General features: G+C 74.2%; 20 protein-coding genes, 1 tRNA gene and 1 riboswitch. Of the genes, 4 read left to right on the forward strand and 17 right to left on the reverse strand.

The window, feature by feature from the left end:
* Window positions 1–128: 128 nt before the first annotated feature.
* The gene (locus AB0D66_RS09665; protein ID WP_362299264.1) at window positions 129–1,385 is read right to left on the reverse strand and encodes a helix-turn-helix domain-containing protein; all 1,257 of its coding nucleotides are present in this window, start codon (window positions 1,383–1,385) and stop codon (window positions 129–131) included.
* A gap of 324 nt (window positions 1,386–1,709) precedes the next feature.
* Between AB0D66_RS09665 and AB0D66_RS09670 the strand changes: the two genes are divergently transcribed.
* A complete protein-coding gene (locus AB0D66_RS09670) occupies window positions 1,710–3,245 on the forward strand; it encodes a fused MFS/spermidine synthase (protein WP_362299267.1) in 1,536 nt (511 codons plus the stop codon).
* 63 nt (window positions 3,246–3,308) lie between these two features.
* Here the strand turns inward: AB0D66_RS09670 and AB0D66_RS09675 are convergent.
* Window positions 3,309–3,385: transfer RNA gene (locus AB0D66_RS09675), tRNA-Pro, on the reverse strand.
* 147 nt (window positions 3,386–3,532) lie between these two features.
* Between AB0D66_RS09675 and AB0D66_RS09680 the strand changes: the two genes are divergently transcribed.
* Window positions 3,533–4,234, forward strand: coding sequence for a transketolase (locus AB0D66_RS09680; protein WP_362299270.1), 702 nt, complete (start codon window positions 3,533–3,535; stop codon window positions 4,232–4,234).
* Between the two features lie 16 nt (window positions 4,235–4,250).
* A complete protein-coding gene (locus AB0D66_RS09685; RefSeq protein WP_362299272.1) occupies window positions 4,251–5,162 on the forward strand; it encodes a transketolase C-terminal domain-containing protein in 912 nt (303 codons plus the stop codon).
* 241 nt (window positions 5,163–5,403) lie between these two features.
* Here the strand turns inward: AB0D66_RS09685 and AB0D66_RS09690 are convergent, their stop codons facing one another.
* The 9 genes from AB0D66_RS09690 to AB0D66_RS09730 form a co-directional block, all read right to left on the reverse strand.
* Window positions 5,404–5,814, reverse strand: coding sequence for an MmcQ/YjbR family DNA-binding protein (locus AB0D66_RS09690; RefSeq protein ID WP_362299275.1), 411 nt, complete (start codon window positions 5,812–5,814; stop codon window positions 5,404–5,406).
* Between the two features lie 63 nt (window positions 5,815–5,877).
* Entirely contained in the window at window positions 5,878–6,429 is a 552-nt protein-coding gene (locus AB0D66_RS09695; protein WP_362299278.1) for a GAF domain-containing protein, read from the reverse strand.
* Entirely contained in the window at window positions 6,426–7,055 is a 630-nt protein-coding gene (locus tag AB0D66_RS09700) for an ATP/GTP-binding protein (protein WP_362299281.1), read from the reverse strand. The genes AB0D66_RS09695 and AB0D66_RS09700 overlap by 4 nt, the downstream gene beginning before the upstream one ends.
* A complete protein-coding gene (locus AB0D66_RS09705) occupies window positions 7,033–7,446 on the reverse strand; it encodes a DUF742 domain-containing protein (protein WP_362299283.1) in 414 nt (137 codons plus the stop codon). Before AB0D66_RS09705 ends, AB0D66_RS09700 begins: the two co-directional genes overlap by 23 nt.
* A complete protein-coding gene (locus AB0D66_RS09710; RefSeq protein ID WP_362299337.1) occupies window positions 7,443–7,877 on the reverse strand; it encodes a roadblock/LC7 domain-containing protein in 435 nt (144 codons plus the stop codon). The genes AB0D66_RS09705 and AB0D66_RS09710 overlap by 4 nt, the downstream gene beginning before the upstream one ends.
* Window positions 7,878–7,912: 35 nt before the next feature.
* Complete coding sequence (locus AB0D66_RS09715; RefSeq protein WP_362299286.1) at window positions 7,913–9,976, reverse strand: ATP-binding protein; 2,064 nt, start codon at window positions 9,974–9,976, stop codon at window positions 7,913–7,915.
* A gap of 279 nt (window positions 9,977–10,255) precedes the next feature.
* A complete protein-coding gene (locus AB0D66_RS09720; protein ID WP_362299289.1) occupies window positions 10,256–11,464 on the reverse strand; it encodes an MBL fold metallo-hydrolase in 1,209 nt (402 codons plus the stop codon).
* 112 nt (window positions 11,465–11,576) lie between these two features.
* The gene (locus tag AB0D66_RS09725) at window positions 11,577–12,362 is read right to left on the reverse strand and encodes an SGNH/GDSL hydrolase family protein (RefSeq protein WP_362299291.1); all 786 of its coding nucleotides are present in this window, start codon (window positions 12,360–12,362) and stop codon (window positions 11,577–11,579) included.
* Between the two features lie 163 nt (window positions 12,363–12,525).
* A complete protein-coding gene (locus AB0D66_RS09730) occupies window positions 12,526–13,485 on the reverse strand; it encodes a LysM peptidoglycan-binding domain-containing M23 family metallopeptidase (RefSeq protein ID WP_362299294.1) in 960 nt (319 codons plus the stop codon).
* A gap of 4 nt (window positions 13,486–13,489) precedes the next feature.
* Window positions 13,490–13,687, reverse strand: a riboswitch (cyclic di-AMP (ydaO/yuaA leader).
* A gap of 293 nt (window positions 13,688–13,980) precedes the next feature.
* On the opposite strand from AB0D66_RS09730, the gene AB0D66_RS09735 reads away from it, so the two are divergent.
* Window positions 13,981–14,772: a tyrosine-protein phosphatase gene (locus AB0D66_RS09735; RefSeq protein ID WP_362299296.1), complete on the forward strand. Its 792-nt coding sequence runs from the start codon at window positions 13,981–13,983 to the stop codon at window positions 14,770–14,772.
* A 33-nt stretch (window positions 14,773–14,805) separates the two neighbouring features.
* Here the strand turns inward: AB0D66_RS09735 and AB0D66_RS09740 are convergent, their stop codons facing one another.
* From AB0D66_RS09740 to hpnE, 6 genes are all read right to left on the reverse strand, one after another.
* The gene (locus AB0D66_RS09740) at window positions 14,806–16,221 is read right to left on the reverse strand and encodes an aspartate aminotransferase family protein (protein WP_362299299.1); all 1,416 of its coding nucleotides are present in this window, start codon (window positions 16,219–16,221) and stop codon (window positions 14,806–14,808) included.
* Window positions 16,218–17,258: an adenosyl-hopene transferase HpnH gene (gene hpnH, locus AB0D66_RS09745; RefSeq protein WP_362299302.1), complete on the reverse strand. Its 1,041-nt coding sequence runs from the start codon at window positions 17,256–17,258 to the stop codon at window positions 16,218–16,220. The genes AB0D66_RS09740 and hpnH overlap by 4 nt, the downstream gene beginning before the upstream one ends.
* A 5-nt stretch (window positions 17,259–17,263) precedes the next feature.
* Window positions 17,264–17,926, reverse strand: a complete 663-nt coding sequence (locus AB0D66_RS09750) for a 1-hydroxy-2-methyl-2-butenyl 4-diphosphate reductase (protein ID WP_362299305.1) — start codon at window positions 17,924–17,926, stop codon at window positions 17,264–17,266.
* Window positions 17,926–20,217: a squalene--hopene cyclase gene (gene shc / locus AB0D66_RS09755; protein ID WP_362299307.1), complete on the reverse strand. Its 2,292-nt coding sequence runs from the start codon at window positions 20,215–20,217 to the stop codon at window positions 17,926–17,928. The genes AB0D66_RS09750 and shc overlap by 1 nt, the downstream gene beginning before the upstream one ends.
* A gap of 125 nt (window positions 20,218–20,342) precedes the next feature.
* Window positions 20,343–21,506: a polyprenyl synthetase family protein gene (locus AB0D66_RS09760; protein WP_362299309.1), complete on the reverse strand. Its 1,164-nt coding sequence runs from the start codon at window positions 21,504–21,506 to the stop codon at window positions 20,343–20,345.
* Window positions 21,503–22,882 (reverse strand): hydroxysqualene dehydroxylase HpnE, encoded by a 1,380-nt coding sequence (gene hpnE, locus AB0D66_RS09765; RefSeq protein WP_362299312.1) that lies wholly within the window; start codon window positions 22,880–22,882, stop codon window positions 21,503–21,505. Before hpnE ends, AB0D66_RS09760 begins: the two co-directional genes overlap by 4 nt.
* Between the last annotated feature and the right edge of the window lie 205 nt (window positions 22,883–23,087).

The raw sequence follows: 23,087 nt of genomic DNA on the forward strand, positions 1-23,087 counted from the left end.
ACCGGGTGTCCGGGTGTCCGGCTCGCCCGGACCGTGGACAGAACGCTAGGGAGGATCAGGACGCCGGACCGGCAGCTCGCCCGGCAGGAACCGGGCAGTATCGGTCCAGGCCGGTGCTTCGGACGGGCTCAGCTCGCGGCGGCCAGCGCCGGATACGCACCGGCCCCGAACAGGCGCCGGCACAGGTTCAGCACGGTGAACCGGACGCCGTCGCGGGCCGGGACGCTGCGGATCAGCCCGCTCGCCAGCAGCTCGTGCACCGCCGCCAGGCACTCCTGCGGCGGTCTGCCGCTCAGTTCGACGGCGTCCTCCCCCGACCAGTCCCCCGGTCTGGCCGCCAGCCGCTCCAGCAGGTCCCGCTGTCCGAGCGTCAGCCGGTCCAGCGCGGCCCCCAGCGCCGCGCCCACGTCCGCTCCGCCGCCGAACCCGGCCGGCGGCGGCGCCAGATGGAACGGCCCGTCCGCCAGCCGCGCCACCAGCTGGCGCGGGGACAGCACCGTCGACCAGCCGGCCACGAGCTCCAGCGCCCCGGGCAGGCCGTCCAACTGGCGGCAGAGCGCGGCTATGGCGGGCGCCTCCTCGGACTCCAGGCGGTAGCCGGGGCGCAGCCGGCGCAGGTGCGAGAGCAGCAGCCGGACGGCGCCCACCTCGGCGAGCGCCACCGGATCGTGGTCGAGTTCCGGACCGGGGGTGGGCAGCGGGGCGAGCGGGATCACCTGGCCGCCGGACAGCGGCTGCGGGACCCGGGCGGTGATCAGTACGCGCAGGCCGGGGCAGCGCTGGAACAGCTCGTCCAGCAGGGCCGTGTCCACGCCGGCGTCGGCGCCGTCCAGGACCAGCAGGGTGGGCCGCTCCCCGATCGCCCGGGCGAGGTCCGCACGGCGTTCGAGGCCGGCCGCCGGCAGCCGGCCGCAGTCGATCCAGCGCACCGACCACCGGGAGGCGAGGTACAGCCGGCGCGCGACCTCCAGGACCAGCCGGGTCTTGCCGGCCCCGCCCAGTCCGGCCACCGTGACCAGCCGGTCGCCGTGCACGGCGAGGGCGTCGGTCAGCACCTCGGCCTCCAGCTCCCGGCCGACGATGGCGCCCCGGGCGACCGGCGGGGAGGTCGGCTCGTCGCTCGGTTCCTCGACGAGGGCCTGCCGGCGCGCGGCCGCCTCGAAGTCCGAGCGGCTGCGGCCCTCCAGCCGCAGCGCGTCGGCCAGCAGCCGGACCGTCTCCTGCCGGGGGCGCTGCACCCGCCCGCTCTCCATGTCACGGATCGCCCGGACGCTGAGGGTCGCGTGATCGGCGAGCACCTGCTGGGTCAGCCCGACCCGTTCACGCCGGACCCTGAGCAGCTCTCCGAAGCCCGCCGTCGAGTGCAGCAACTGAACACCGTGCATGCCCGTCCACCTTCCGTGGGTTGGCCAACTACCGGGGACCGGGGGCCCGGGCGGCCGTACGGCACGCCGAAGGCGGCGGCTACCGGTGGTGACCGTCGAGCCGTTGTTCCCCTTGGCGCAGATGGTCCACGGCACGGCTCTACGGCCGATCAACAGCCGATCACCACACGTTCACGCACTCTCCACACACCCCGCCGGCGATCCGCCGGACCACGCGGACCCCGTCGGGCGGACGCCGTGCTCCGCACCACCCGGCGGCCATGTCCGGGGAGGAATGCGGACTTTCGGCATGCGGGCGATCCGTGGCGTGCAAGGATGTGGCCCGTGACCGGATCGTCCTCCTCGCCCGTCGCCGAGGGCACGCCTCACGGCCACGGCCTGGGCCCCCGTACCGCTGCCGTGCTCGTGTTCGGTTCGTCGGCCGCGGTCCTGGTGGTGGAGATCGTCGCTCTGCGGCTGCTGGCTCCCTACCTGGGCCTCACCCTCGAGACCAGCACCATGGTGATCGGCATCGCCCTCACCGCGATCGCCTTCGGCTCCTGGCTGGGCGGGCGCATCGCCGACCAGGTCGATCCGCGGCGGCTCATCGGCCCCTCGCTCGGGGTGTCGGGAGCGGTGGTGGCGCTGACCCCCGCCGTACTGCGCACCACCGCGGAGTGGGCGCCGGCCGTGCTCCTGCTGATCGCGTCCCTGACCATCCTCGTGCCGGGCGCGCTGCTCTCCGCGGTGACGCCGATCGTGACCAAGCTGCGTCTCACCAGCCTCGCCGAGACCGGAACGGTCGTCGGCCGGCTGTCCGGCGTCGGGACCGTCGGCGCCATCGTCGGCACGGTCCTCACCGGCTTCGTCCTCATCGCGCGGCTGCCGGTCAGCGGCATCCTGATCGGCCTCGGAACTCTGCTGGTGGTCGGCTCGGCGCTGGCCGAGTGGCGAACGCGCGGGTGGAGGAGCGCCCCCGCCCTCGCACTCGTGGTCGTGGCCGGCGGCCTCGCCACCACGGTCGCGCCCGGTGGCTGCGACACGGAGACCAGGTACCACTGCGCCCGGGTCGTGGCGGACCCCGAGCGGGGCAGCGGCCGCACCCTCGTCCTGGACGGCGTGCGGCACTCCTACGTGGACATCGAGGACCCGACCGTCCTCACCTTCGCGTACGTGCGCGCCCTCGCGTCGGTGGTCGATGCCGCGTTCCCCGAGGGTGAGCCGCTGGCCGCCCATCACCTGGGCGGCGGCGGGCTCACCTTCCCCCGCTACCTCGCGGCCACTCGGCCCGGGACGCGCAGCCTCGTGTCCGAGATCGACAGCGGGGTCGTGGACATCGACCGCGACCGCCTGGGCCTGGGACCGGCAGGGGGTATCGACGTACGGGTGGAGGACGGCAGGCTCGGCCTGCGGCGGTTGGGCGCCGGCAGCCGTGACCTCGTCGTCGGCGACGCTTTCGGGGGCGTCAGCGTGCCATGGCACCTCACCACGGTGGAGGCGATGGCTGACGTACGGCGGGTGCTCGACGACGACGGCCTGTACGTTGCCAACCTCATCGATCACGGCGGCATGGCCTTCGCACGTGCCGAAGTGGCCACCATCCGCCGCACCTTCGAGCACGTCGCCGTCGTCGGCGAACCCTCGAACATCGGCCTCGTCCCGGCCTCCGCCCCCGAGGGCGGCAATCTGGTGGTGCTCGCCTCCGACCGGCCGGTCGACCTCCGCGCGACCCAGGCAGCCCTGGACGCCCGGCAGACCGGCTGGAAGATCGCCACCGGCGAAGACCTCGCGTCCTGGGTCGGCGGTGCCCGAGTGCTCACCGACGACCACGCTCCCGTCGACCAGCTCCTCCAGGCCCACGGCCCACGGAGCAGCCGGTAGCCGAACGCACGAAAGGCCGCCCTCTCACGTATGAGAGAACGACCTCCGACCTGCGTTTCCGCATGGTCGGGACGACAGGATTTGAACCTGCGACCCCTTGACCCCCAGTCAAGTGCGCTACCAAGCTGCGCCACGTCCCGATGCCCGTTGACCTGGGGTTTCCCCTGGTTGAACGCGCAGGAGAACAATACCGCACTTCGCGGGGTGGTCGCGCGCACCTTTCCGGTCAGCGGTCCGGAGCCGGGTGTTCTTGACCTCAACCAGGCTTGAGGCTGCATGATCCACTCATGACGCAGGCAACCGCGGACAGGGACTTCCGCTATGAGGATCTGGGCCGGCTGATCGGCCTCATGACCGGGGCCGAGAAGCACGGGCCCGCCGCCACCTCCACGCTCGACGTGCTGTGGGTGCTCTACGACCGGGTGCTGCGGGTGACGCCCGGGACCGCCGGGGATCCCGGGCGGGACCGGTTCCTGCTGTCCAAGGGGCACGGGCCGATGGCGTACTACGCCGTCCTCGCCGCGAAGGGGTTCTTCCCCGTCGACTGGCTTCCCGCTTTCGGGTCGTACGACTCGCCCCTCGGGCACCACCCCGACCGCACCCTGATACCCGGTGTGGAGATCGGCAGCGGGTCGCTCGGGCACGGGCTGCCGCTCGCCGTCGGCAGCGCGCTCGGGCTGCGCGCCCAGGGGCTGGCCGAGCCGGCGGTGTGGGTGCTGATCGGGGACGCCGAGCTGGACGAGGGCAGCAACCACGAGGCGCTCGCCTACGCGGGCTCCGCCGGGCTCGAGCGGCTGCACACCGTGGTGATCGACAACGACTCCGCCACCCACGGCTGGCCCGGTGGGATCGCGGCCCGTTTCGAGGCCGCCGGCTGGTCCGCGGCCACCGTGGACGGGCGGGACCACGCCGCGCTGCACGCCGCCTTCACCGCACCGCATCCCGGACGGCCGCACGTCGTGGTCGCCCGGGTCGAGAAGAAGCAGTAGGGGAGCCGAGACGTACATGGACACCATGCGGGAACGATTCATCTCCGTCACCTCGCGCCTGCTCGACGAGGATCCGCGGCTGGCCCTGGTGCTCGCCGAGATCACCATGGACGGGTTCCTGCCCGCCCAGCGCCGCCATCCGGACCGGGTGGTCAACGTCGGGATCCGGGAGCAGCTGCTGGTCGGCGTGGGCGGCGGCCTGGCCCTCACCGGCATGCGGCCGATCGTGCACACCTTCGCCAGCTTCCTCGTGGAGCGGCCGTTCGAGCAGGTCAAGCTGGACTTCGGACACCAGGGCACGGGCGGCGTGCTGGTCAGCGCGAGCGCCAGCTACGACTGGCCGTCCGGCGGGTTCACGCACATGGCACCGGGCGACGTGGCACTGCTGGACACCCTGGACGGCTGGACCGTCCACGTGCCCGGGCACCGCGACGAGGCGGAGGCGCTGCTGCGGCACGCCTACGCCGCCGGGGACGACAGGGTCTACGTCCGGCTCTCGCAGCAGTCGAACGCGGCGCCGCGACCGGTGGCGGGCCTGGGGTTCCAGACCGTACGGGAGGGACGCGCGGGCGTGGTCCTCGCCGTCGGGCCGCTGCTCGACAACGTCCTGGCGGCGGCCGAGGGCCTGGACCTCACCGTGCTGTACGCCCCCACCGTGCGCCCCTTCGACGACGCGACGCTGCGCGAGGCCGTCCGGAGCGCCGCGAACGCCGACGTGGTCCTGGTCGAGCCCTACCTGGCCGGGACCTCCACGGCCGCCGCGAACGACGCCCTGGCCGAAACGCCCCACCGGGTGCTGGGCCTGGGTGTGGGCCGCGCCGAGCTGCGCCGCTACGGCACGATCGACGAGCACACCGCGGCCCACGGCCTGGACCCGCGGTCGCTGCGCGCGCGCCTCACCGGCTTCCTGCACCCGGCCGTGCGCTAGTGCTGGGACCGCAAAGGTTCACCGGGTCGCGACGCCCGGCACGGCACCTCGCTGCGTTGTCGGACCGCGCACGTACGTCCAGTACGAGCCGTGGCCCTCCGCCTTGCGATGCACCGCACCGGACGCCGCGCCCCGGCAAACCTTTCCGGCCACAGCACTAGGGGGAACGCGGGGCCGTGCGCCGGCGGCCCCGCCTCCCCCGCCGTGGGCACGGCGGCGCGGCCCCCGGGCCGCCGCGTGCTCAGCCCGCGTCGCCCTCGCCGCCGCAGTGGCCCGCGTCGCCGGATGCGCCCGCGCGGCCGTCCGCCAGCTCCGGATGGGCCGCGGCCAGCCGCTTCGGGGCGGCCTGGAGCCAGGAGTCGATCAGGATCGCGCGCAGCTCCGCCGCGTCCTCCACCGCCTCCAGCCGGACCCGGAGCCAGGCGTAGTTGTCGTCGTGGCCCTCCCGCACGAAGAACTTCTGCGGCTCCGCCGCGATCAGCCCGGCCCGTTGCTCCTTGGGGCACTTGACCCCGATCGAGGCGTCGTCATCGGCCAGCGCGGCGAAGACCTTCCCGCCCACCCGGAAGGTGGGCATGCCCCAGGCCGGCTTCTCGCTGCTGTCCGGAAGCGACAGCGCGATCGTGCGGACGTCCTGCGCGGTGGTACCCATGCGACGACCGTAGACCCCGCCCCTGACATCCGCCGCGCCGCCCGAGCGCACTGCCGCCCCCGGCTACGCCGTCTGCCGCCGGTCCTCCCGGGCGTGCAGGAGCTCCACCAGCTCCGCCGCCAGCGACTTCACCGTGGCGAGGCCCTCCGTCCCCCACCTGCGCGGCACCACGTCCACCGCGCACACCGTGCCCAGCACGAATCCCCGCCGGTCCGTCAGCGGCGCGCCCGCGTACGAGCGCACGCCGCTCTCGTCCACCACCGCGTTGCCCGCGAAGCGCGCGAAGTCCCGTACGTCCTCGAGCACCAGTGCCCGGCGCCGCACCACCACGTGCGGGCAGTAGCCGTGGTCGCGGGCCAGCACCCGCGCCGGGTAGTCGCTCGCCGGGGCCTCGGCGGCGTGGTGCAGCCCGGCGAAGAACTGCCGTTCCTCCCCGATGAAGTTGACCCCCGCGTAGGGCGCGGCGAGCACGTTCGCGACGCGCCGGGCGAACGCGTCCAGTTCGGCGTCCACCCGCTCGCCCAGGCCCAGTTCCCGCAGCCGCAGGACGCGCGCGGGCGCCTCCCGGTCCACGGGTGTGAGCAGCAGGTGTCCGGTCGATTCGTAGTACGTCATGACGGTTCCCCCGACTCCGAAGACGAATTGCTGGATGCGGCCCCCGTGGCCGTGCACAGGAGATGGCGGACGAGGGCGGCCAGCGTCCCCGTCCCGGAGCTGGTCAGGCGCGCGTCGCACCGAACGACGGGCACCTCGGGCCCCAGCCCCACCGCTTCGCGGACCTCGTCGGGCCCGTAGCGGTGACCGCCGTCGAACTCGTTGACGGCGACGATGAAGCCGATGCCGCGCCGCTCGAAGAAGTCCACGGCGGGGAAGCAGTCGGCGAGGCGGCGGGTGTCGGCGAGCACCACCGCCCCGAGCGCGCCGGCGCACAGCTCCTCCCAGAGGAACCAGAAGCGGTGCTGCCCGGGCGTACCGAAGAGGTAGAGCACGTGCCGCCGGTCGAGCGTGATCCGGCCGAAGTCCAGCGCGACGGTGGTCGTGGTCTTGGCCTCGACCCCGTCGAGCGGGTCCGCGGTCTCGCCGAGGCCGCTCAGCAGTTCCTCCGTGCTCAGCGGCTCGATCTCGCTCACCGCGCCCACGAAGGTGGTCTTGCCCGCCCCGAAACCGCCCGCGACCAGGATCTTCAGCGTCGCGGGAGCGGCCTCGGGGGCGGGCGCGTCACAAGCGTTTGTGGAGGCCATCGAGCACCGCCCGGAGCAGGGACCGGTCATCGGCGGCGAAGGATCCGCCGCCGGGGAAACGCGGGGCCTGTGCCATGACGGCCCCGTGTTCCATCAGATCGGACAGGAGCACCTTCACCACCACCGCGGGCAGCCGCAGCTGCCCGGCGACCTCGGCGACCGTGACCGCCGCGGCGCCCGCGCACAGCCGGAGGGCGAGCATGTGCTCCGCCCCCAGCGGTACGCGCGGCCGCACTCCGGTCGCGGTCACCAGGGACAGGAGGTCGAGCGCGACACCCGGCCGGGTCCGCCCGCCGCTGGCGGTGTACGGGCGCATCACCCGGCCCGCCGAGTCGTCGAGCCAGGGCGTGTCCCGTCCCTTCGTGCGAACGCCCGTCGCGCGGCCCCTCATCGCTCCGGGTCCGCGACGGGCCGCCGCGGCGGCGCCGCCAGATACGGCCGTACGCTCTTGACGAGCATGGCCATCTCGTAGCCGAGCACCCCGGCGTCGGCCTCGCGGTCGGCGAGGACCGCCAGGCAGGTGCCGGAGCCGGCGGCCGAGACGAAGACGAGCGCGGTGTCGAGTTCGACGACGACCTGGCGGACCTCCGCGCCGTCCGCGAAGCGGGATCCGGCGCTGCGCCCCAGCGAGTACAGCCCGGACGCGAGCGCCGCCAGGTGGTCGGCGCTGTCCGCGTCCAGGCCGTGCACGCAGGTCACGAGGCCGTCGGCGGTCAGCAGCACGGCGCTGCGGGTGTACGGCACGCGCTGCACCAGGCCGCTGAGCAGCCAGTCGAGGTCCGAGAGCCGGCTGCCGGTCTTCGTCGCCACTTCGCCGCCCATGGGGGTGCGCTCCTTGCTGGGGTGAGGGGTCGGGGTCATGCCTGGTTCTCCGACTGCGCGAGGCCGAAGCCCCGTTGGAAGGCGGCCATCAGGCCGGGGTCGTGTACGGGTGGCTCGGGGTCCGGGGCCCGCCGCGGGGCGGGCGCCTCGCGCAGCTGCGGCGCGAGGTGCTGCTGCGCCCGCCGCCGGGGCAGGGCGGGCCGGTCCCCTGCCGCGGGGCCGGGCCGCACCACGGCCTCGACCGCTGCCGAAGCCCGGGCGGCCGCCACGGGCTCGGCCCACCCCGGAGCCGGGGCAGCCTCCTGCACCACGTCCTCGACCGCTGCCGAAGCCCGGGCGGCCGGTACCGGCTCGGTCCACGTCTCGGGCAGGGCCGGGTCGGTCTGTACGTCGGCCGGGGCCGCGGGCGCGGGGGCCGGCTCGGCCCAGGTCTCGGGCGGGGCGGGTACGGGCCCGCCTTCGGCCCCGGCCTGCTCGCCGGCCCCGGCCGGGGCCGCGGTGGCGGGCCCCGGCACGGGCGGACCCGCCGTCGACACCGCGGCCCCTCCCCCGGCCCGGGGCGCGGGCACGGCCCGGTTCGCGGGCCACGGCCCGGCCTCCGCCACGGCCCCGACCCCGTTCGCGGGCGCGGGCACGCCCCCGTTCGCGGGCCACGGCCCGGCCTCCGCCACGGCTCCGTTCGCCGGCACCGCACCGTTCGCCGGCGCGGGCGCGGGGCCGGAGCCGGTCCCCGCCGGGGCGGCCGGGGCGGGGCCCGTCGGCCAGGCGTCCGGCACCGGGGCGGCCGGCTCCGGGCGGGGCCGGGTCACGCGTACGGGTTCCAGCGGCGGCGGGAGCGGCGCGGCCTGGCCCGTCCCCCACGAGGTGGCACGGGAGCCCCCGGCGTCGGCGGCGCCCGGCGCCTCCGCGCCCAGCAGCTCCTGGGGCAGCACCAGGACGGCGAGCACCCCGCCGTAGATGTTGGACTTGAGCTCCACGGCGATCCCGTGCCGGCGGGCCAGCGCCGACACGACGAACAGCCCGATCCGCCCGTCCGCGAGCAGGTGCCGGACGCTGATCTGGTCGGGGTCGCCGAGCAGCGCGTTCATCCGGTGCTGTTCCTCCGCCGGCATGCCGAGCCCGCGGTCCTCCACCTCGACCGCGATCCCGGCGGTGACCCGTTCGGCGCGCAGCACCACGTCCGTGTCGGGCGCGGAGAACACCGTGGCGTTCTCCACCAGTTCGGCCAGCAGGTGCACCACGTCGGCGACGGCGTGCCCGCGCACGCTGCCGCCCGCCGGGGGCACGACCTTGACCCGGGTGTACTGCTCGACCTCGGCGACCGAGGAGCGCAGCACCTCGCTCAGGTCGATGGGCCGGGTCCACTGGCGCCGGGAGGCGGCCCCGCCGAGCACCGCGAGGTTCTCGGCGTGGCGGCGGATCCGGGTGGCGAGGTGGTCGACGTGGAAGAGCTCCTTGAGCAGGTCCGGGTCCTCGACCGTGTCCTCCAGCTCGTCGAGCAGCGAGATCTCGCGGTGGACGAGGGACTGCAGGCGGCGCGCGAGGTTGACGAAGACCTCGACCTTCCGGTCGCTGTCGGACGGCGTGGCCGGCCCGGCCAGCCGTACGAGGGTCGCGTGGGCCTGTTCGCGGGCCCCGCGCAGCTCCTGGGCGAGGAGCCAGAACTCGTCCACCCCCGCCGGGTCGGGGCCCGCCGGGGCCCCGGTCGGGCCGCCGCGCACCGGGCGGCCGGGCGCCTCGCCGCGCTCCAGCCGGTCGGCGGCGCCGCGCAGCTCCTGGCGGCCGCGCACGCTGGAGCGGCGCAGCGCCTCGCACCGGTCCCGTACGGCCTTGGCGCCGCGCTGCGCGCCGAGCAGGGCCGCGGCGAGGGCTCCGGCCACGAGCAGGGCGCAGCCGGTGAGCACCGGCCAGAGCCGGGGGTCCCGGTCGCCGGCTCCGCCGCCGAGCTGGAGGGTGAAGATGACCGCGGCCGCGCCGCTGAGCGCGGCGGCGAGCGTGGGCAGGACGGCGGCGCGGACCAGCTGGGGGCGTATCTGCCGGCCCGGACCGGTGACGGCGTGTCTCGACGGGGCGTGGCGGGCGGCGCGGAGTCCGGACATCGGCGTCCTCGGTACGTGGGGCCCGGCCCCCAGCGTTCCCGGGGCCCGGTGTTGATCACCGGATACCCACGCTAGACCGCACCGTCCCGCCCCGGGCGGCCAGTTGGGGAAGTTCGCGGGGGTGCTTCCCGCTCCCGGTGGAGCGCTCGTACAGCCGCCCGAATCCCCCGGGTCGCCTTCCGCCGGGGACCGGCGCGGACCGCGCGCCCCCGGAGCCCGGGGGCGCCACCCCTGCCGCGGCCCCTCGGCCGGGTCCGCCCCGTGCCGTGCGGCGGTCCGTCAGGACCCGACGGCCTCGGGCTCCTCGCGGATCACGCCCGTCGCCCGGCCCGCGGTGACCGCGGCCACGGCGACTTCGGGTGCGGCGTGGCCGCCGGCCACGAAGGGCCGCCACCACGGCTTCGCGGGGGCGTCCGCCGCCCCCGGTTCGAAGGGCTGCCCCGGGATCGGCAGGGCGATCGCGGCTCCGGCCCCCTGCGCCGCGGCGAGGGTTCCCTCGCCCGGCTCGTCCCACGGGTGGGGGGCCAGGTTGAAGGTGCCCCAGTGGATCGGCAGCATCGTGCCGTGCGGGGCGCCGCCCTGGAGGTCGAGGTGGGCGCGCATGCCCTCCTCGGGCGTCATGTGGATGTCGGGCCAGTATTCCGAGTAGGCGCCGATCTGGATCATCGTGGCGTCGAAGGGCCCGTGCTCGGCGCCGATCTCCTCGAAGCCGGGGAAGTAGCCGGTGTCCCCGCTGTGGTAGATCCGGTGCTCGTCCCCCGCGACCACCCAGGACGCCCACAGGGTGTGCTGCTGGTTGCGCAGCCCGCGGCCGCAGAAGTGCCGGGCGGGGGTCGCGGTGAGCGAGAGCCCGTTGACCTTGGTGCTCTCGTTCCAGTCCAGCTCGCGCAGCCGGTCGGCCGGCACGCCCCAGCGCTCGAGGTGCGCGCCGACGCCGAGCGGCACGGCGAAGACCGTGTCCGTACCGGCCAGCTCCTTGATCGTCGGCAGGTCGAGGTGGTCGTAGTGGTCGTGGGAGATCACCACGACGTCGACCGCGCCCAGCGAGGCCAGCGGCACGGGCACGGGGTGCAGCCGCTTGGGGCCGGCGAAGGGGAAGGGGGAGCACCGCTCGCCCCACACCGGGTCGAACAGCACGCGCCGCCCGTCGATCTCCGCGAGCACGCTGGAGTGTCCCATCCAGGTGATCCGCAGTCCGCTCGCGGGCGGCTTCGCCAGCTCCGCGAGGGTCGTCGGGTACACGGGGACCGGCGCGCCGGGGGTGCGCCGGATCCGCTGTTCGCGGTGGAAGTAGATCTTCGCGAACTCCGCCATCGACCCCGAGGGCCTGGTCCGGGCCCCGAGCGGGTTCTGGAAGACGCCGTCGGCGAAGTTCGGCGAACGGTGGATCCGCTCCAGCCGGGCGCCGGACGGGTCCGCGCCGAAGGCTTCGGGGCGCAGGGCGCGCAGCCGCGGGCGCAGGGGACGCGGGGGACGGGAGCCGGTCAAGGCGCCTCCTGGGGGGATGGGGTCGGGACGGTCGTCGGTCTACGACCATCCCAACGCACACATACCCCGAAGGATTCCGCTTACGGCCCCCGTACCCCGTCTGCGGCTCTCCCTACAGGGGCAGCAGGTCCGGGCGCTTCGCCTCGACGTGGTCCCCGGAGGACTCGCCGCGCAGCCGCCGCCCGATCCAGGGCGCCAGGTGCTCGCGGGCCCACTGGATGTTGTCGCGGGTCACGTCCACCGAGCCGCGCGGCCGCTGCGGCGGCCACGGCTGGTCGGGGTCGGCGGGCACCTCGAGTCCGAGCACCTGTGCGGCGCGCAGCGCCACCCGCGTGTGGCCCTCGGGCGACAGGTGCAGCCGGTCGGTGTCCCAGGCGCGCCGGTCCTGGACGGACTTCAGCGACCAGAGGTCGAGGACCGGGCAGTCGTAGCGGTCGGCGATGGCGCGCACGTGCGCGCTGTACGTCGCCACCTTGCCCCGCAGGTGCCTGAGGACCGGCACGCCCCGGGTGTCGAAGCCGGTGGTGATCATGACCAGGCCGACGGCCCCGGTGAGGTCGGCGACGGCGGCCTCGAACCGCTCCGCCACGTCGTCGGGGTCGCTGCCGGGCCGGATGATGTCGTTGCCGCCGGCGCAGAAGGTCACGAGGTCGGGCGCCAGGGCCTTGGCCCGCGGCACCTGCTCGGCCACGATCTGGTCGAGGAGCCGGCCGCGCACGGCCAGGTTCGCGTACCGGAAGTCGTGCTCGTCGCGCCGGTCGGCCAGGAGCACGGCGAGCCGGTCCGCCCAGCCGAGATGAGAACCCCCGGGTCCCGGGTCCCCCACGCCCTCGGTGAAGCTGTCCCCGATCGCCGCGTACGAGCCGATGGTCTTGAGTGTCGTCGTCGTCGCTGCCACGGAACGACATCCTTCACCCGCGCACACGACCTACGCCAACGTAAGCAGGGGTTGACGGACCGTGATCTATACCACGCGGAGGATAAGGAATAAGTACACGCCAGGCCGGGACCCCCCTCGGGCCCCGGCCTGGCGTGTGTGGGCGCTCCGGCGGCGGCTGCCGTCAGAGGGTGACGCCCTTCGAGCGGAGGTAGCTCACCGGGCTGACGTCGGAGCCGTAGGACGGGCCCGTGCGGATTTCGAAGTGGAGGTGCGGGCCGGTCGAGTTGCCGGTGGAGCCGGAGAGGCCGATGCGCTGGCCGGCGGTGACGCTCTGGCCCGCCGAGACGGACAGCGAGGAGAGGTGGCCGTACTGGGAGTACTTGCCGTCCGCGTGCTTGATGATCACCTCGTTGCCGTACGATCCGGCCCAGCCGGCCGAGACCACGGTGCCCGCTCCGACGGCCTTGACGGTGGTGCCCGCGCTCGCGATGAAGTCGACGCCGGTGTGGTAGCCCGAGGACCACATGGCACCCGAGGCCCGGTACTGGGTGGAGATGCCGCCGCTCACCGGGGCCACGAATCCGGCGCCGCTGGGCGCCTTCGCCTCGGTGGAACCGCCGCCGCTCTGCGCCTTCTGCTTCGGCTGCGGGGCCGGCGCGGGGGCGGCCTGCTCGGAGGATCCCTTGCCGGCGGACGGAGCGCCGGTCGAGGACCGCTCGGCGGGAGCCGGGGCCGGAGCCGCTTCGGCCGGGGCCGCCGCCTTCGCACCGAGGGTCAGCTTCAGGCCCGGGTGGATCAGGGAGGGGTCGGTGCCGACGGCCTCGCGGTTGTCGGCGTACAGCTTCTCCCAACCGCCGGAGAGGTGGCGCTCCGCGGCGATCTTGGAGAGGTAGTCGCCGGGCACGACCGTGTAGACGGTCGGGGCGGCCTCGACGGCGGCGGGTGCGCTCTGGAGCGCGACCGGGAGCTGCGGGGCGGCGGCGGGGGCCGTGGCCGGCGCGGCGGCCGGGGCGGGAGCCGCGGTGGCGCCGGCGGCTCCCATCAGGGGCAGCGCGAGGGCCGCGCCACCGGTGCCGGCGACGGCGAGACCGCGGGAAAGGGAACGGGACTTGGGACGACGGTGCTTACCCTTTGCAGGCATGGCGAATTCCTCTCCGTCGCCTGCGAGGTGAGCTGTCGGGTTCGGACTGGAGATGTCCGGCCGTACATGAACGGAGCATGTACGGCTTCACCCCTAGCCGTTCCGGAGGAAAGATCCGGGACGGCGGCTTACCTGGTTCCCCCGCTCCTGCCGCGCGCGTGAATAGTCGGGTGCGGTTTCCGGGAGGCGGCAGGATTAGGCGGTCCACCCGGATCGATCGCGAAGGTAATCGAGTGCGGCCGCACGGAACAAGCCATGAATTCCCCGAAGGAATCACCGGGGTGTGGGATCGGCGGAATTACCGTCACCCTCTGTCCATTCCGCACCGTCAACAACCCTCCCGGCCGGGCCATTCGGCTTTCGCGATCAGGCACTCACGGTCACCGTATGATCTGGCTCACGGGGACGTGCGCGATCTCGCCGCCGGGTATGGCAAGTTGGAGCCAACCAGCTCAATACGGACAAGATGTCCCACGACGAAGCGGAGGAGTTCCTTTGACCCAGCAGATACAGGAGCCGGAGCTGTCCGGAGTGCGCAATTTCCGCGATGTGGGCGGATTGCCGACTTCTGACGGCCGACGGGTCGGTACGGGACGACTGTTCCGAAGCGGACATCTCGCACATGCCACCGATACCGATGCGGAGTTCCTCGCCTCCCTCGGGCTCCACACCATCTTCGACTTCCGCAACGACGCCGACCACGCCCTGGAGGGGCCCGACGTCGCGCTGCCCGGCGTGCGGAACGTCAACATCCCGCTCTCGGATCCGGCCGACGGCCGGGAGTTCTGGACGATGGTCCGCGAGGGCGCCCTCGACGAACTCCGCGCGGTCCTGGGCGAGGGCAAGGCCGCGGCCCGGATGGCGCAGTCGTACCGCACGATCATCCGCCACCGCACGGCGGAGCACAGCCGGGTGGTGCACGCCCTCGCCGAGGACAGCGTCCCCGCCCTGCTGCACTGCGCGGCCGGGAAGGACCGGGCGGGCCTGTCGGTCGCCGTCGTCCTGCTCGCGCTCGGCGTCGAGCGCGAGGCGATCGTCGCGGACTACCTGGAGTCGAACGCCCCGCACCGCCGCTACCGGGTGCGCCGCAGCGGCGGCTCGCAGGAGGCCCGCTCCCCCGAGGTGATGGAGCTCCTGGCCCCGCTCTTCGACGCCCGCGCCGAGTACCTGACCGCGGCCTTCGACACCATCGACGAGCAGTGGGGCGGACGCGAGGCCTACCTCTCCGAGGGCCTCGGGCTCACACCCGAGACCCTCGGCCGGCTCCGCGAACGGCTGCTGGACTGACGCCCGCCCCGCCGCCCCTGCCGGAGCAGGCCGTCACCGGTTGCCGACGGCCTGCTTCACCAGGGTCCTGCCGAACTCCCACATCAGCCCCGACCCGCCGTGCGCCTCGTCCATGACCTCGCGGAAGGCGCCGACGAACCGGTCGACGTCCCGCTCGTCCACGATCAGCGGCGGGATCAGCTTGATCACTTCCAGGTGGTCCCCGGACACCTGGGTGAGGATCCGGTGCTTCTGCAGCAGCGGCACCACGACCATCTGCGCGAAGAGCCCCTTGCGGGCCGCCTGGAGCATCGCCCACCGGCTGCGCAGCCCCAGCGAGGACGGCCGGCCGAACTCGATGCCGATCATCAGCCCGCGCCCGCGCACCTCGTGCAGCATCTCGTACTCGTCCACCAGGGCCGCGAGCCGCCCGCGCAGCAAATCGCCCATGGCCCGGGCGCCCGCCACGACCTCCTCGTCCTCCATGACCGACAGCACCGCCAGTCCGGCCGCCATCGCCTGGGCGTTGGAGCCGAAGCTCGCCGAGTGCACGAGGACCCGGTCCATGGACGAGTAGACCTTCTGGAAGATCCAGTCCTTGCCCAGGGTCGCGCCGACCGGCACGTAGCCGCCCGAGAGCGCCTTGGCCACGCACACCAGATCGGGTTCCACGCCCGGCTCGTGCTGGTACGCGTAGAAGTCGCCGGTCCGGCCGAGCCCGGTCTGCACCTCGTCCGCGATCAGCAGCGCCTTGTGGCGGCGCAGCAGTTCCTGCGCGGCGGGCAGGAAACCGGGCGGAGCGGCGAGGACCCCCTTGCCCTGGATCGGCTCGACGACGAAGGCGGCCACGTCGCCCTTGCGCAGCTCCCGCTCCAGGGCGCCCAGATCTCCCAGAGCGATCTTCGTGTCGGGCAGCAGCGGCGCGAAGCCGTCCCGGAAGCCGCCCTCCCCGTTCACCGAGAGCGAGCCGGTGGTGAGGCCGTGGAAGGCGTGGTCGCAGTAGAGGACCCTGGGCCGCCCGGTGGCGTACCGGGCGAACTTCAGGGCCGTCTCCACCGCCTCGGTGCCGCTGTTGCCGAAGAAGACCCGGTCCAGGTGCGGGCTGTACGAGAGCAGCTTCTCGGCCAGCAGCCCGGGCAGCGGCTGGCAGTCGAAGCGGGTGAGGTCGGCGAGCTGGGCGTCGAGGACGTCGTGCAGGGCGCGGCGGACCACCGGGTGGTGCCGGCCCAGGCCCATCACCCCGAACCCGGCCAGCATGTCGAGGTAGTCGTTGCCCTCGGCGTCCCAGAAGTGGGCGCCCTCGGCCCGCTCGTAGACCTTGTCGAAGCCGATGGTGTGCAGCATCCGGGGCAGCTGGTGGTTGAGGTGGCGGGCGTGCAGCTCGTAGCGCTCGCCACCGCGCTCGGCCAGCAGGGCTCCGAGGTCGAAGCCCCCGGCCCGGACCCCCTCCGCGCGCGGCTCCGCGGTCACGCCGGCCCCCGTGAGGGTTCCCGGTTCCCGCCGATCGTCTCCCGGGCCGCGCGCAGGGACTCCTTGAGGGAGCCCATGGTGGCGAGGACGGCGGTGGGCTCGTATCCGCAGTGCGCCATGCAGTTCGCGCAGCGGGGGTCCTTGCCGCGGCCGTACTTGCTCCAGTCGGTGTCGTTGATCAGCTCCCGGTACGTCGGCACGTATCCGTCGCTCATCAGGTAGCAGGGGCGCTGCCAGCCGAAGAGGGAGTAATTCGGAATGGCCCAGGCCGTGCAGGGGAAATCGGCCTTTCCTTCCAGGAAGTCCAGGAAGAGCGGGGAGTGATTGAGCCGCCAGCGCCTGCGGTTGCCGCCCGCGAAGGCCTTCCTGAAGAGTTCGCGGGTCTGTTCGACACCCAGGAAGTGCTCCTGGTCAGGGGCCTTCTCGTAGGCGTAGGCGGGCGAGATCATCATCTCGTCGACCTGGAGGTCGTCATTGAGGTAGTTGAGCACCTCGATGATCGTCTGCGGGGTGTCCGTGTTGAAGAAGGTGGAGTTGGTGGTCACCCGGAAACCGCGCCTCTTCGCCTCCTTGATGGCCGCGACCGCCTCGTCGAAGACGCCCTCCTTGGCCACCGACTCGTCGTGCCGTTCGCGCAGTCCGTCGATGTGCACGGCGAAGGCGAAATACGGGGACGGGGTGAACTTCTCGATCTTCTTGCGCAGGAGCATCGCGTTGGTGCAGAGGAATACATACTTCCGCTTGGCGACCAACTGGCGGACGATCTCGTGGATCTGCGGGTGCATCAAGGGCTCGCCGCCCGCGATGGACACCATGGGCGCGCCCGACTCCAGTACGGCGCCGACCGCCTGGGCGACCGGCATGCGCTGCTTGAGCACCCCGGCCGGGTGCTGGATCTTTCCGCACCCCTCGCAGGCCAGGTTGCAGGCGTACAGCGGTTCCAGCTCGACGATCAGCGGGAACTTCTCACGCTTGCGGAGCTTCTGTTCGAGCAGATACGTCCCGACCCTGATGGTCTGGCGCAGCGGCATGGCCATCTGGCTCACCTCCTGGGGAGCAGCAAAGAACGGTGCCAGTCATAAAACGCGGGCAGTACGGCACGCAGTACGCGGAAGGCCGATATTCCACCGCGGACCGTGCCGATACGGACGAGCTCATGCTCCGGAGCGTCCACGATCACCCGGACGGCCGCAACCGGGCGTCCTCCCTCCGGCGGGCGGGCGCCGCCCCGGGTGGCGGCCCACAGGGTGGCCGCGGACTCCATGTCGACCGCGATGGCGCCGGTGGCGCGCAGCTGCGCACGCTCCTGGCCGCGGACGACGTGGTCGGATCCGGTCAGTGCGCCGGTGTGCACGGTCCGGCCGGGCGCCACCCGGGCCAGTGCCTCGGCGAGCAGGGCGGGCCCGGTACAGGCGACCACCCCCTCCGGGTCCCGGGTCTCCACCGCGACGACCAGGTCGCCGGGGTGCATGCCGGGGACCAGCCCGGCGCAGAACCCGGTCGCGAGGACGGCGGCCCGCTCCATCCCCGGCCGCTCCAGCGCCCGGCCGACGGACCGCCCGGCGGCGCGCGGGCCCATGCCGGTCCGCAGCAGCGCGTGGCCCCCGCGGCCCGCGCTGCGCAGCGCCGCCTGCTCGATGCGCAGCGCGCAGGCCACCAGCAGCGGGCCGGCCTCGGCGGACCCGTCCCCCCGGGCCGCGGGCATCAGGAGCCCCCGGCGGCCGCGAACGGTTCCCCGTACAGGTAGCGGCCGAGCGCGGTGAGCGGGAACACCTGCCGGTACAGGTGGTAGTTGATGGAGAAGTCCCACGGGAAGCCGGTGCCCGTGAAGTGGGGCTCGTCCCAGGAGCCGTCCTCCCGCTGGGTCGCCACCAGGTGGGCGATGCCCCGCTCGACGGCCTTGCCCTCCCGCTCGCCCGCCGACAGCAGGGCCATCAGCGCCCACGCCGTCTGCGAGGGGGTGGAGGCGCCCTTCCCGGCCCACGACCGGTCCTTGTAGGAGCGCTGGTCCTCGCCCCACCCGCCGTCCTCGTTCTGTACGGATTCCAGCCAGCGCACGGCCCGCCGGATCGCGGGATGCGCCGGGGCGATGCCGGCCGCGGTGAGGGCGGGCACCACCGACCCGGTGCCGTAGACGTAGTTGGTGCCCCAGCGGCCGAACCAGGCGCCGTCGGGCTCCTGTTCGGCGAGCAGCCAGGCGATGCCGCGCCGGGTCCGGGCGTCACCCGCCCTGCCCTCGAAGGCGAGCATCTCCACCACGTGGGCGGTGACATCGGCCGAGGGCGGGTCGATGACCTCGCCGAAGTCGCAGAAGGGCAGCCGGTTCGGGAAGGGGCTGGTGTTGTCGGCGTCGAAGGCCCCCCACGCGCCGTTCTTCGACTGCATGCCGAGGTTCCAGGACACCCCGCGGGCGATCGCCGCCTCGACCCGGGCCGGGTCGGGGTGCCGGACGCGGCGCAGCGCGAGGACGACCTCGGCGGTGTCGTCGATGTCGGGGTAGGTGTCGTTGTGGAACTCGAACGCCCAGCCGCCGGGGGCGAGCCCGGGCCGGCGTACCGCCCAGTCCCCGGTGCGCGCGATCTCCTCGCCGAGCATCCAGTCGGCGGCCTTGACCAGTGCCGGGTGGTCGGGGCGCAGACCCGCGTCGGCCAGGGCGATCACGGCGAGGCAGGTGTCCCAGACCGGGGACTGGCAGGCCTCGATCATCCGGGCCCCGTCCTCGCGCCACACCGCGAACCGGTCCAGGGATTCCAGTCCGGCCCGCATCACCGGGTGGCCGAGGTCGTAGCCGAGCAGGTGCAGGGCGATGACCGAGTACACGGCGGGCGGCTGGATGCCGCCCCAGCAGCCGTCGTTCTCCTGGCGCTCGACGATCCAGCGGGCGGCGGCGGACAGGGCCGCCTTGCGCAGCCGGCGCGGGGCGAACCGCCGGTAGACGTGCAGCGCCCTGTCCATCCGCTGGAAGGCGCCGTCCCAACTGGTCAGCGGAGCCAGGCGCTTGGCGGGGTTCGGCACCCGCGCGTCGGTGTGCAGCTCGTCGAGGGCGAAGGGGGCCGGGCGGACGGGGCGCAGCGCGGAGACGACCGTGAGGGGGACGATGGTCTGGCGGGCCCAGCAGCCGAAGTCGTAGATGTTCAGCGGCACCCAGGGCGGCAGGAACACCAGCTCGGGCGGGAGTTCGGGCAGGTGCTCCCAGCTCCACCAGCCGAACAGGGCCAGCCAGATGCGGGTGAAGACCCGGGCGGACGCGATCCCGCCGTGGGCCCGGATCCAGGCCGAGGCGCGGGCCATGTGCGGGGCGTCCGGCGCGTCTCCGGCCAGGCGCAGGGCCACGTACGCCTCGATGGTGGCGGAGAGTTCGGGCGGTCCGCCGTGGAAGGTGGCCCAGGTGCCGTCGTCCCGCTGCTCGCCGCGGATGAAGAGGGCGGCGGCCCGGGTGGTGGCCTCGTCCCGGATCCCGAGGAACTGGCGCAGCAGCAGGTCCTCGGCGTCCATGGTCACGTTGGTCTCGAGGTCGCCCTTCCACCACCCCTCGGCGTCCTGCCGCGCCAGCAGGTGCCGGGTCGCCCGCGCGGCGGCCTCGTGGACCTCCGGCCGCCGGTTGCCGTCCGGCGGTTCGGGCAGGTCCGCGGTCGCGGTACGCGCCCCGCCCCGGCCGCCCTCCGGCGCGGGCGGGGCCGTCACGCCGTGTCCGGTGGACGGGGCCGGAGGGGGGGGCGATGCCGGTCCGACCGCGGGGCGGAAGGCGCCGGTGCCTTCCGCCCCGCGCAGACCAGGTGGGCGGTACTCGGCCTGCGGCCCGGGCGGACCGGCCTGCCGGCCCCCGCCCGCTCCGCCGGGCACGCCCCCCGAGCCGTACGGGGCGGCTTGTCCGGGGTCCGAACGGCCCGGGCCCGGGCCGCCCAGGGGCTCCGGGGGGCGGGGCGGCGGGGCGCCCGCGGTGGTGTCGCTGCCCGCGCCGGCGCCCTCGGCGCTGCCGTCGGTCGTCGCTGTCATGGCTTCCCCTTCGTGCAGTCTGTCCTCTGCTGTGCTGGGGTGTGCCGTCGACCGGCGCGCGCCCTCAGTCGGGGGCGGCGGCGCCGGCCGGCGACTCGCGCGTCATATCCGCTTCCGGGCGGCGTTCACCTCTTGCGCACGACGACGAAGTCGGCCAGGGCCACCAGCTGGTCGCGCACCCGCTGCGGCATGTCGACGTCGTCCAGGGCCCGGATCGCCACCGCGTGCTGGCGGCGTGCCTCGTCGGCGGTCCACGTGCGTCCGCCGGCCGCCTCGATCAGCGCAGCGCGGGCCGCGAACTCCTCCTCCGAGAAGTTCTCGAAGTCATTGCTCTTGGCGTCGGCGGCGAGCAGCTGGGCCAGTTCCTCGGCGGCGGGGCCGTCGGCCGCGAGGGCGGCGACCACCGGCAGGGACTTCTTGCGCTGGCGCAGGTCGCTCCAGGTCTGCTTGCCGGTGGCATCGGGGTCGCCCCAGATGCCGAGCAGGTCGTCCACGGCCTGGAAGGCGAGGCCCAGGTGGTAGCCGTACTCCTCGAGCTTGTCGGCCGTGCGGTCGTCCGCGCCGCCGAGGACGGCGCCGATGGAGACGGAGCAGGCGAGCAGCGCGCCCGTCTTGTTGCCCTCCATCTCCAGGCACTCCTCGACGCTGACGCGCTCGCGGTGCTCGTAGGAGATGTCCTGGGCCTGGCCGTCGATGAGCTTGCGGCTGGCGGTGGTCAGCCGGCGCGCCGCACGGCCCGCTTCGACGGTGCCGAGCTCCAGCAGCACCTCGTTGGCGAGGGCGAAGAGCGCGTCGCCGACCAGGATCGCCAGGGCCGGGCCGTGCACCTTCCAGACCGTGTCGCGGTGGCGGCGCTGCTCGTCGCCGTCCATCAGGTCGTCGTGCAGCAGCGAGAAGTTGTGCACGAGCTCGACGGCCACGGCGCCGGGGACGCCGACCTCGGCCGCGGCGCCCGCGGCCTCGGCGGAGAGCAGGGCGAGGGCGGGCCGGACGGCCTTGCCGCCGTCGCCGTCCGCGGGGTTGCCCTGGGCGTCGATCCAGCCGAAGTGGTAGGCGGCGACGGTGTCCATGGGCGCGGCGAGCCGTTCCACGGCGGCGCGGAGCGCGGGCGTCGACAGCGTGCGGCCCCGTTCCAGGAGGGCGATCGTGTCGGCCTTCTCCACTCCCCCGCCGGCTGCGCCCACGCTGGCATCCGTGTTCTCGACAGCCGGATTCCCCGGGTTCACTGGCTCTCCTCTGGTTCCTGTACGTGCTGTGCCGGTGCTGCTGGTGGTGCTGGTGCTCGTCATGCCGCCTCCTGCAGAGGGTGTTCGCGGGGGCGGCCGAGTACGGCGAGCGCGGCGTGAGCCGCGCTCAGTCCGCTCCGGACGGCGCTCTCCATGGTCGCGGGCCAACCGGTGGCAGTCCACGCACCGGCCAGATACAGCCCCGGCGTGTCGGTCCGCGCGCCGGGGCGCAGCCGTCCGACGCCGGGTGTGGGGGCGAAGGTGGCCGTCCGCTCCCGGGTGACGAAGAAGTCCCGTACCTTGGCGCCGCGAGCGGCGGGCAGCAGCCGCTCCAGCTCGGGCAGGTACTTGGCCCGCAGGACGGACACCGGCTCGTCGATGTCGTCCTGCGCCACGGACTGGGACAGGGCCAGGTACTGGCCGCCGTCGGGGAGCCCGGAGGAGTCGGTGCGGTCGAAGACCCACTGCACCGGTGAGCCGAGCGCCGCGAAGAAGGGCTGCTTGAGGACCTTGCGGTCGTACACGACGTGGACGTTGAGGATCGGCGCGGTGCCGATGTCGAGCAGCTTGTCGGGGTCGGCGAGCGCGCCGGCCGGCAGCAGCCCGTGCGCCTCGCGCTGCGGGACGGCGAGGACGACGGTGCCGGCGTCGAGGGACTCGTCCTCGGTCTCCACCCGCCAAGCCCCTTCGGGGGTACGGGAGACGGCGGTGACCCGGGTGCGCAGCGCGGTCCGCACGCCGGCCGCGTCGAGCGCCTTGCGGGCGAGGGTGTCGTGCAGGTCGCCGAGCGGTACGCGGGCCCAGCCGATGTCGGCGGCGCCGTTCTCGGAGAGCAGGCCGGTCTTGAAGACCATGGCGGCCAGGCCGAGCGAGGAGTTCTCGGCGGTGGCGTTGAGGGTGGCGATGCCGACGAGGTCCCACAGGGCCTCGATGGTCCGGGGGGACTGGCCGTAGCGGCCGAGCCAGGTCGCGAAGTCCAGGCCGTCCAGGGCCGGGTCGGCGGGGTCGAGCCGGCGCAGCGCGAGGGCGGCGCGGCCGACGCTCGCGCGTTCGGCGAGGGACAGGTGCGGGTAGCGGGCCAGCGATCCGGCCAGGTGCAGGGGCACGGGCAGGGCGCTGCGGCGCAGGCGGCCGAGGCGCGGCCCCTTGGCGTGGGCGACGTCGAGCACGGGGACGTCGAGCCGGTCCTGGAGCGGTGCGAGGGCGGCGCCGTCGACGCGGTCGAGGAACCACCGGTAGGCGGTGCAGCAGCGCAGGTAGACGTGCTGGCCGTTGTCCACGGTGAGTTCGCCGCGCTTGAAGGAGAACGCCAGCCCGCCCAGGCGCGGGCGGCCTTCGAGCAGGGTCACCCGCAGTCCGGCATCGGCGAGTTCGAGCGCGGCCGTGACCCCGGCGAGCCCTCCGCCGACGACGACGGCCCGCTGGTCGCTGTCGCTCATGCGCCCTCTCCGATCCTGTCCGTGCCCGCAGCGGCGGAGCGCCCGGCGCCCGGTTCCGCACACCGGCCGGACCGGTGAGGCTGCCGGGAGCCGGGGGCCGGGGCCCCGCCCGCGAAGCCCGCCGGGACAGACGCGCCCGCCGGCCGGATGGTTGCCCGCGCCGGGGCCGCGACCCGGCCGACGGCGCCGGGCGCGCCTCGGCGCC

Origin of the sequence: Streptomyces sp. NPDC048270 (assembly GCF_040652335.1) — a bacterium.
Taxonomy (GTDB): domain Bacteria; phylum Actinomycetota; class Actinomycetes; order Streptomycetales; family Streptomycetaceae; genus Streptomyces.

Excerpts from the sequence above, each read along its gene's own strand:
- AB0D66_RS09665 (WP_362299264.1), bottom strand. The coding sequence starts at position 1,385 with ATGCACGGTGTTCAGTTGCTGCACTCGACGGCGGGCTTCGGAGAGCTG.
- AB0D66_RS09680 (WP_362299270.1), top strand. The coding sequence starts at position 3,533 with ATGACGCAGGCAACCGCGGACAGGGACTTCCGCTATGAGGATCTGGGC.
- AB0D66_RS09685 (WP_362299272.1), top strand. The coding sequence starts at position 4,251 with ATGGACACCATGCGGGAACGATTCATCTCCGTCACCTCGCGCCTGCTC.
- AB0D66_RS09690 (WP_362299275.1), bottom strand. The coding sequence starts at position 5,814 with ATGGGTACCACCGCGCAGGACGTCCGCACGATCGCGCTGTCGCTTCCG.
- AB0D66_RS09695 (WP_362299278.1), bottom strand. The coding sequence starts at position 6,429 with ATGACGTACTACGAATCGACCGGACACCTGCTGCTCACACCCGTGGAC.
- AB0D66_RS09700 (WP_362299281.1), bottom strand. The coding sequence starts at position 7,055 with ATGGCCTCCACAAACGCTTGTGACGCGCCCGCCCCCGAGGCCGCTCCC.
- AB0D66_RS09705 (WP_362299283.1), bottom strand. The coding sequence starts at position 7,446 with ATGAGGGGCCGCGCGACGGGCGTTCGCACGAAGGGACGGGACACGCCC.
- AB0D66_RS09710 (WP_362299337.1), bottom strand. The coding sequence starts at position 7,877 with ATGGGCGGCGAAGTGGCGACGAAGACCGGCAGCCGGCTCTCGGACCTC.
- AB0D66_RS09715 (WP_362299286.1), bottom strand. The coding sequence starts at position 9,976 with ATGTCCGGACTCCGCGCCGCCCGCCACGCCCCGTCGAGACACGCCGTC.
- AB0D66_RS09730 (WP_362299294.1), bottom strand. The coding sequence starts at position 13,485 with ATGCCTGCAAAGGGTAAGCACCGTCGTCCCAAGTCCCGTTCCCTTTCC.
- hpnH (WP_362299302.1), bottom strand. The coding sequence starts at position 17,258 with ATGGCCATGCCGCTGCGCCAGACCATCAGGGTCGGGACGTATCTGCTC.
- AB0D66_RS09750 (WP_362299305.1), bottom strand. The coding sequence starts at position 17,926 with ATGCCCGCGGCCCGGGGGGACGGGTCCGCCGAGGCCGGCCCGCTGCTG.
- shc (WP_362299307.1), bottom strand. The coding sequence starts at position 20,217 with ATGACAGCGACGACCGACGGCAGCGCCGAGGGCGCCGGCGCGGGCAGC.
- AB0D66_RS09760 (WP_362299309.1), bottom strand. The coding sequence starts at position 21,506 with ATGACGAGCACCAGCACCACCAGCAGCACCGGCACAGCACGTACAGGA.
- hpnE (WP_362299312.1), bottom strand. The coding sequence starts at position 22,882 with ATGAGCGACAGCGACCAGCGGGCCGTCGTCGTCGGCGGAGGGCTCGCC.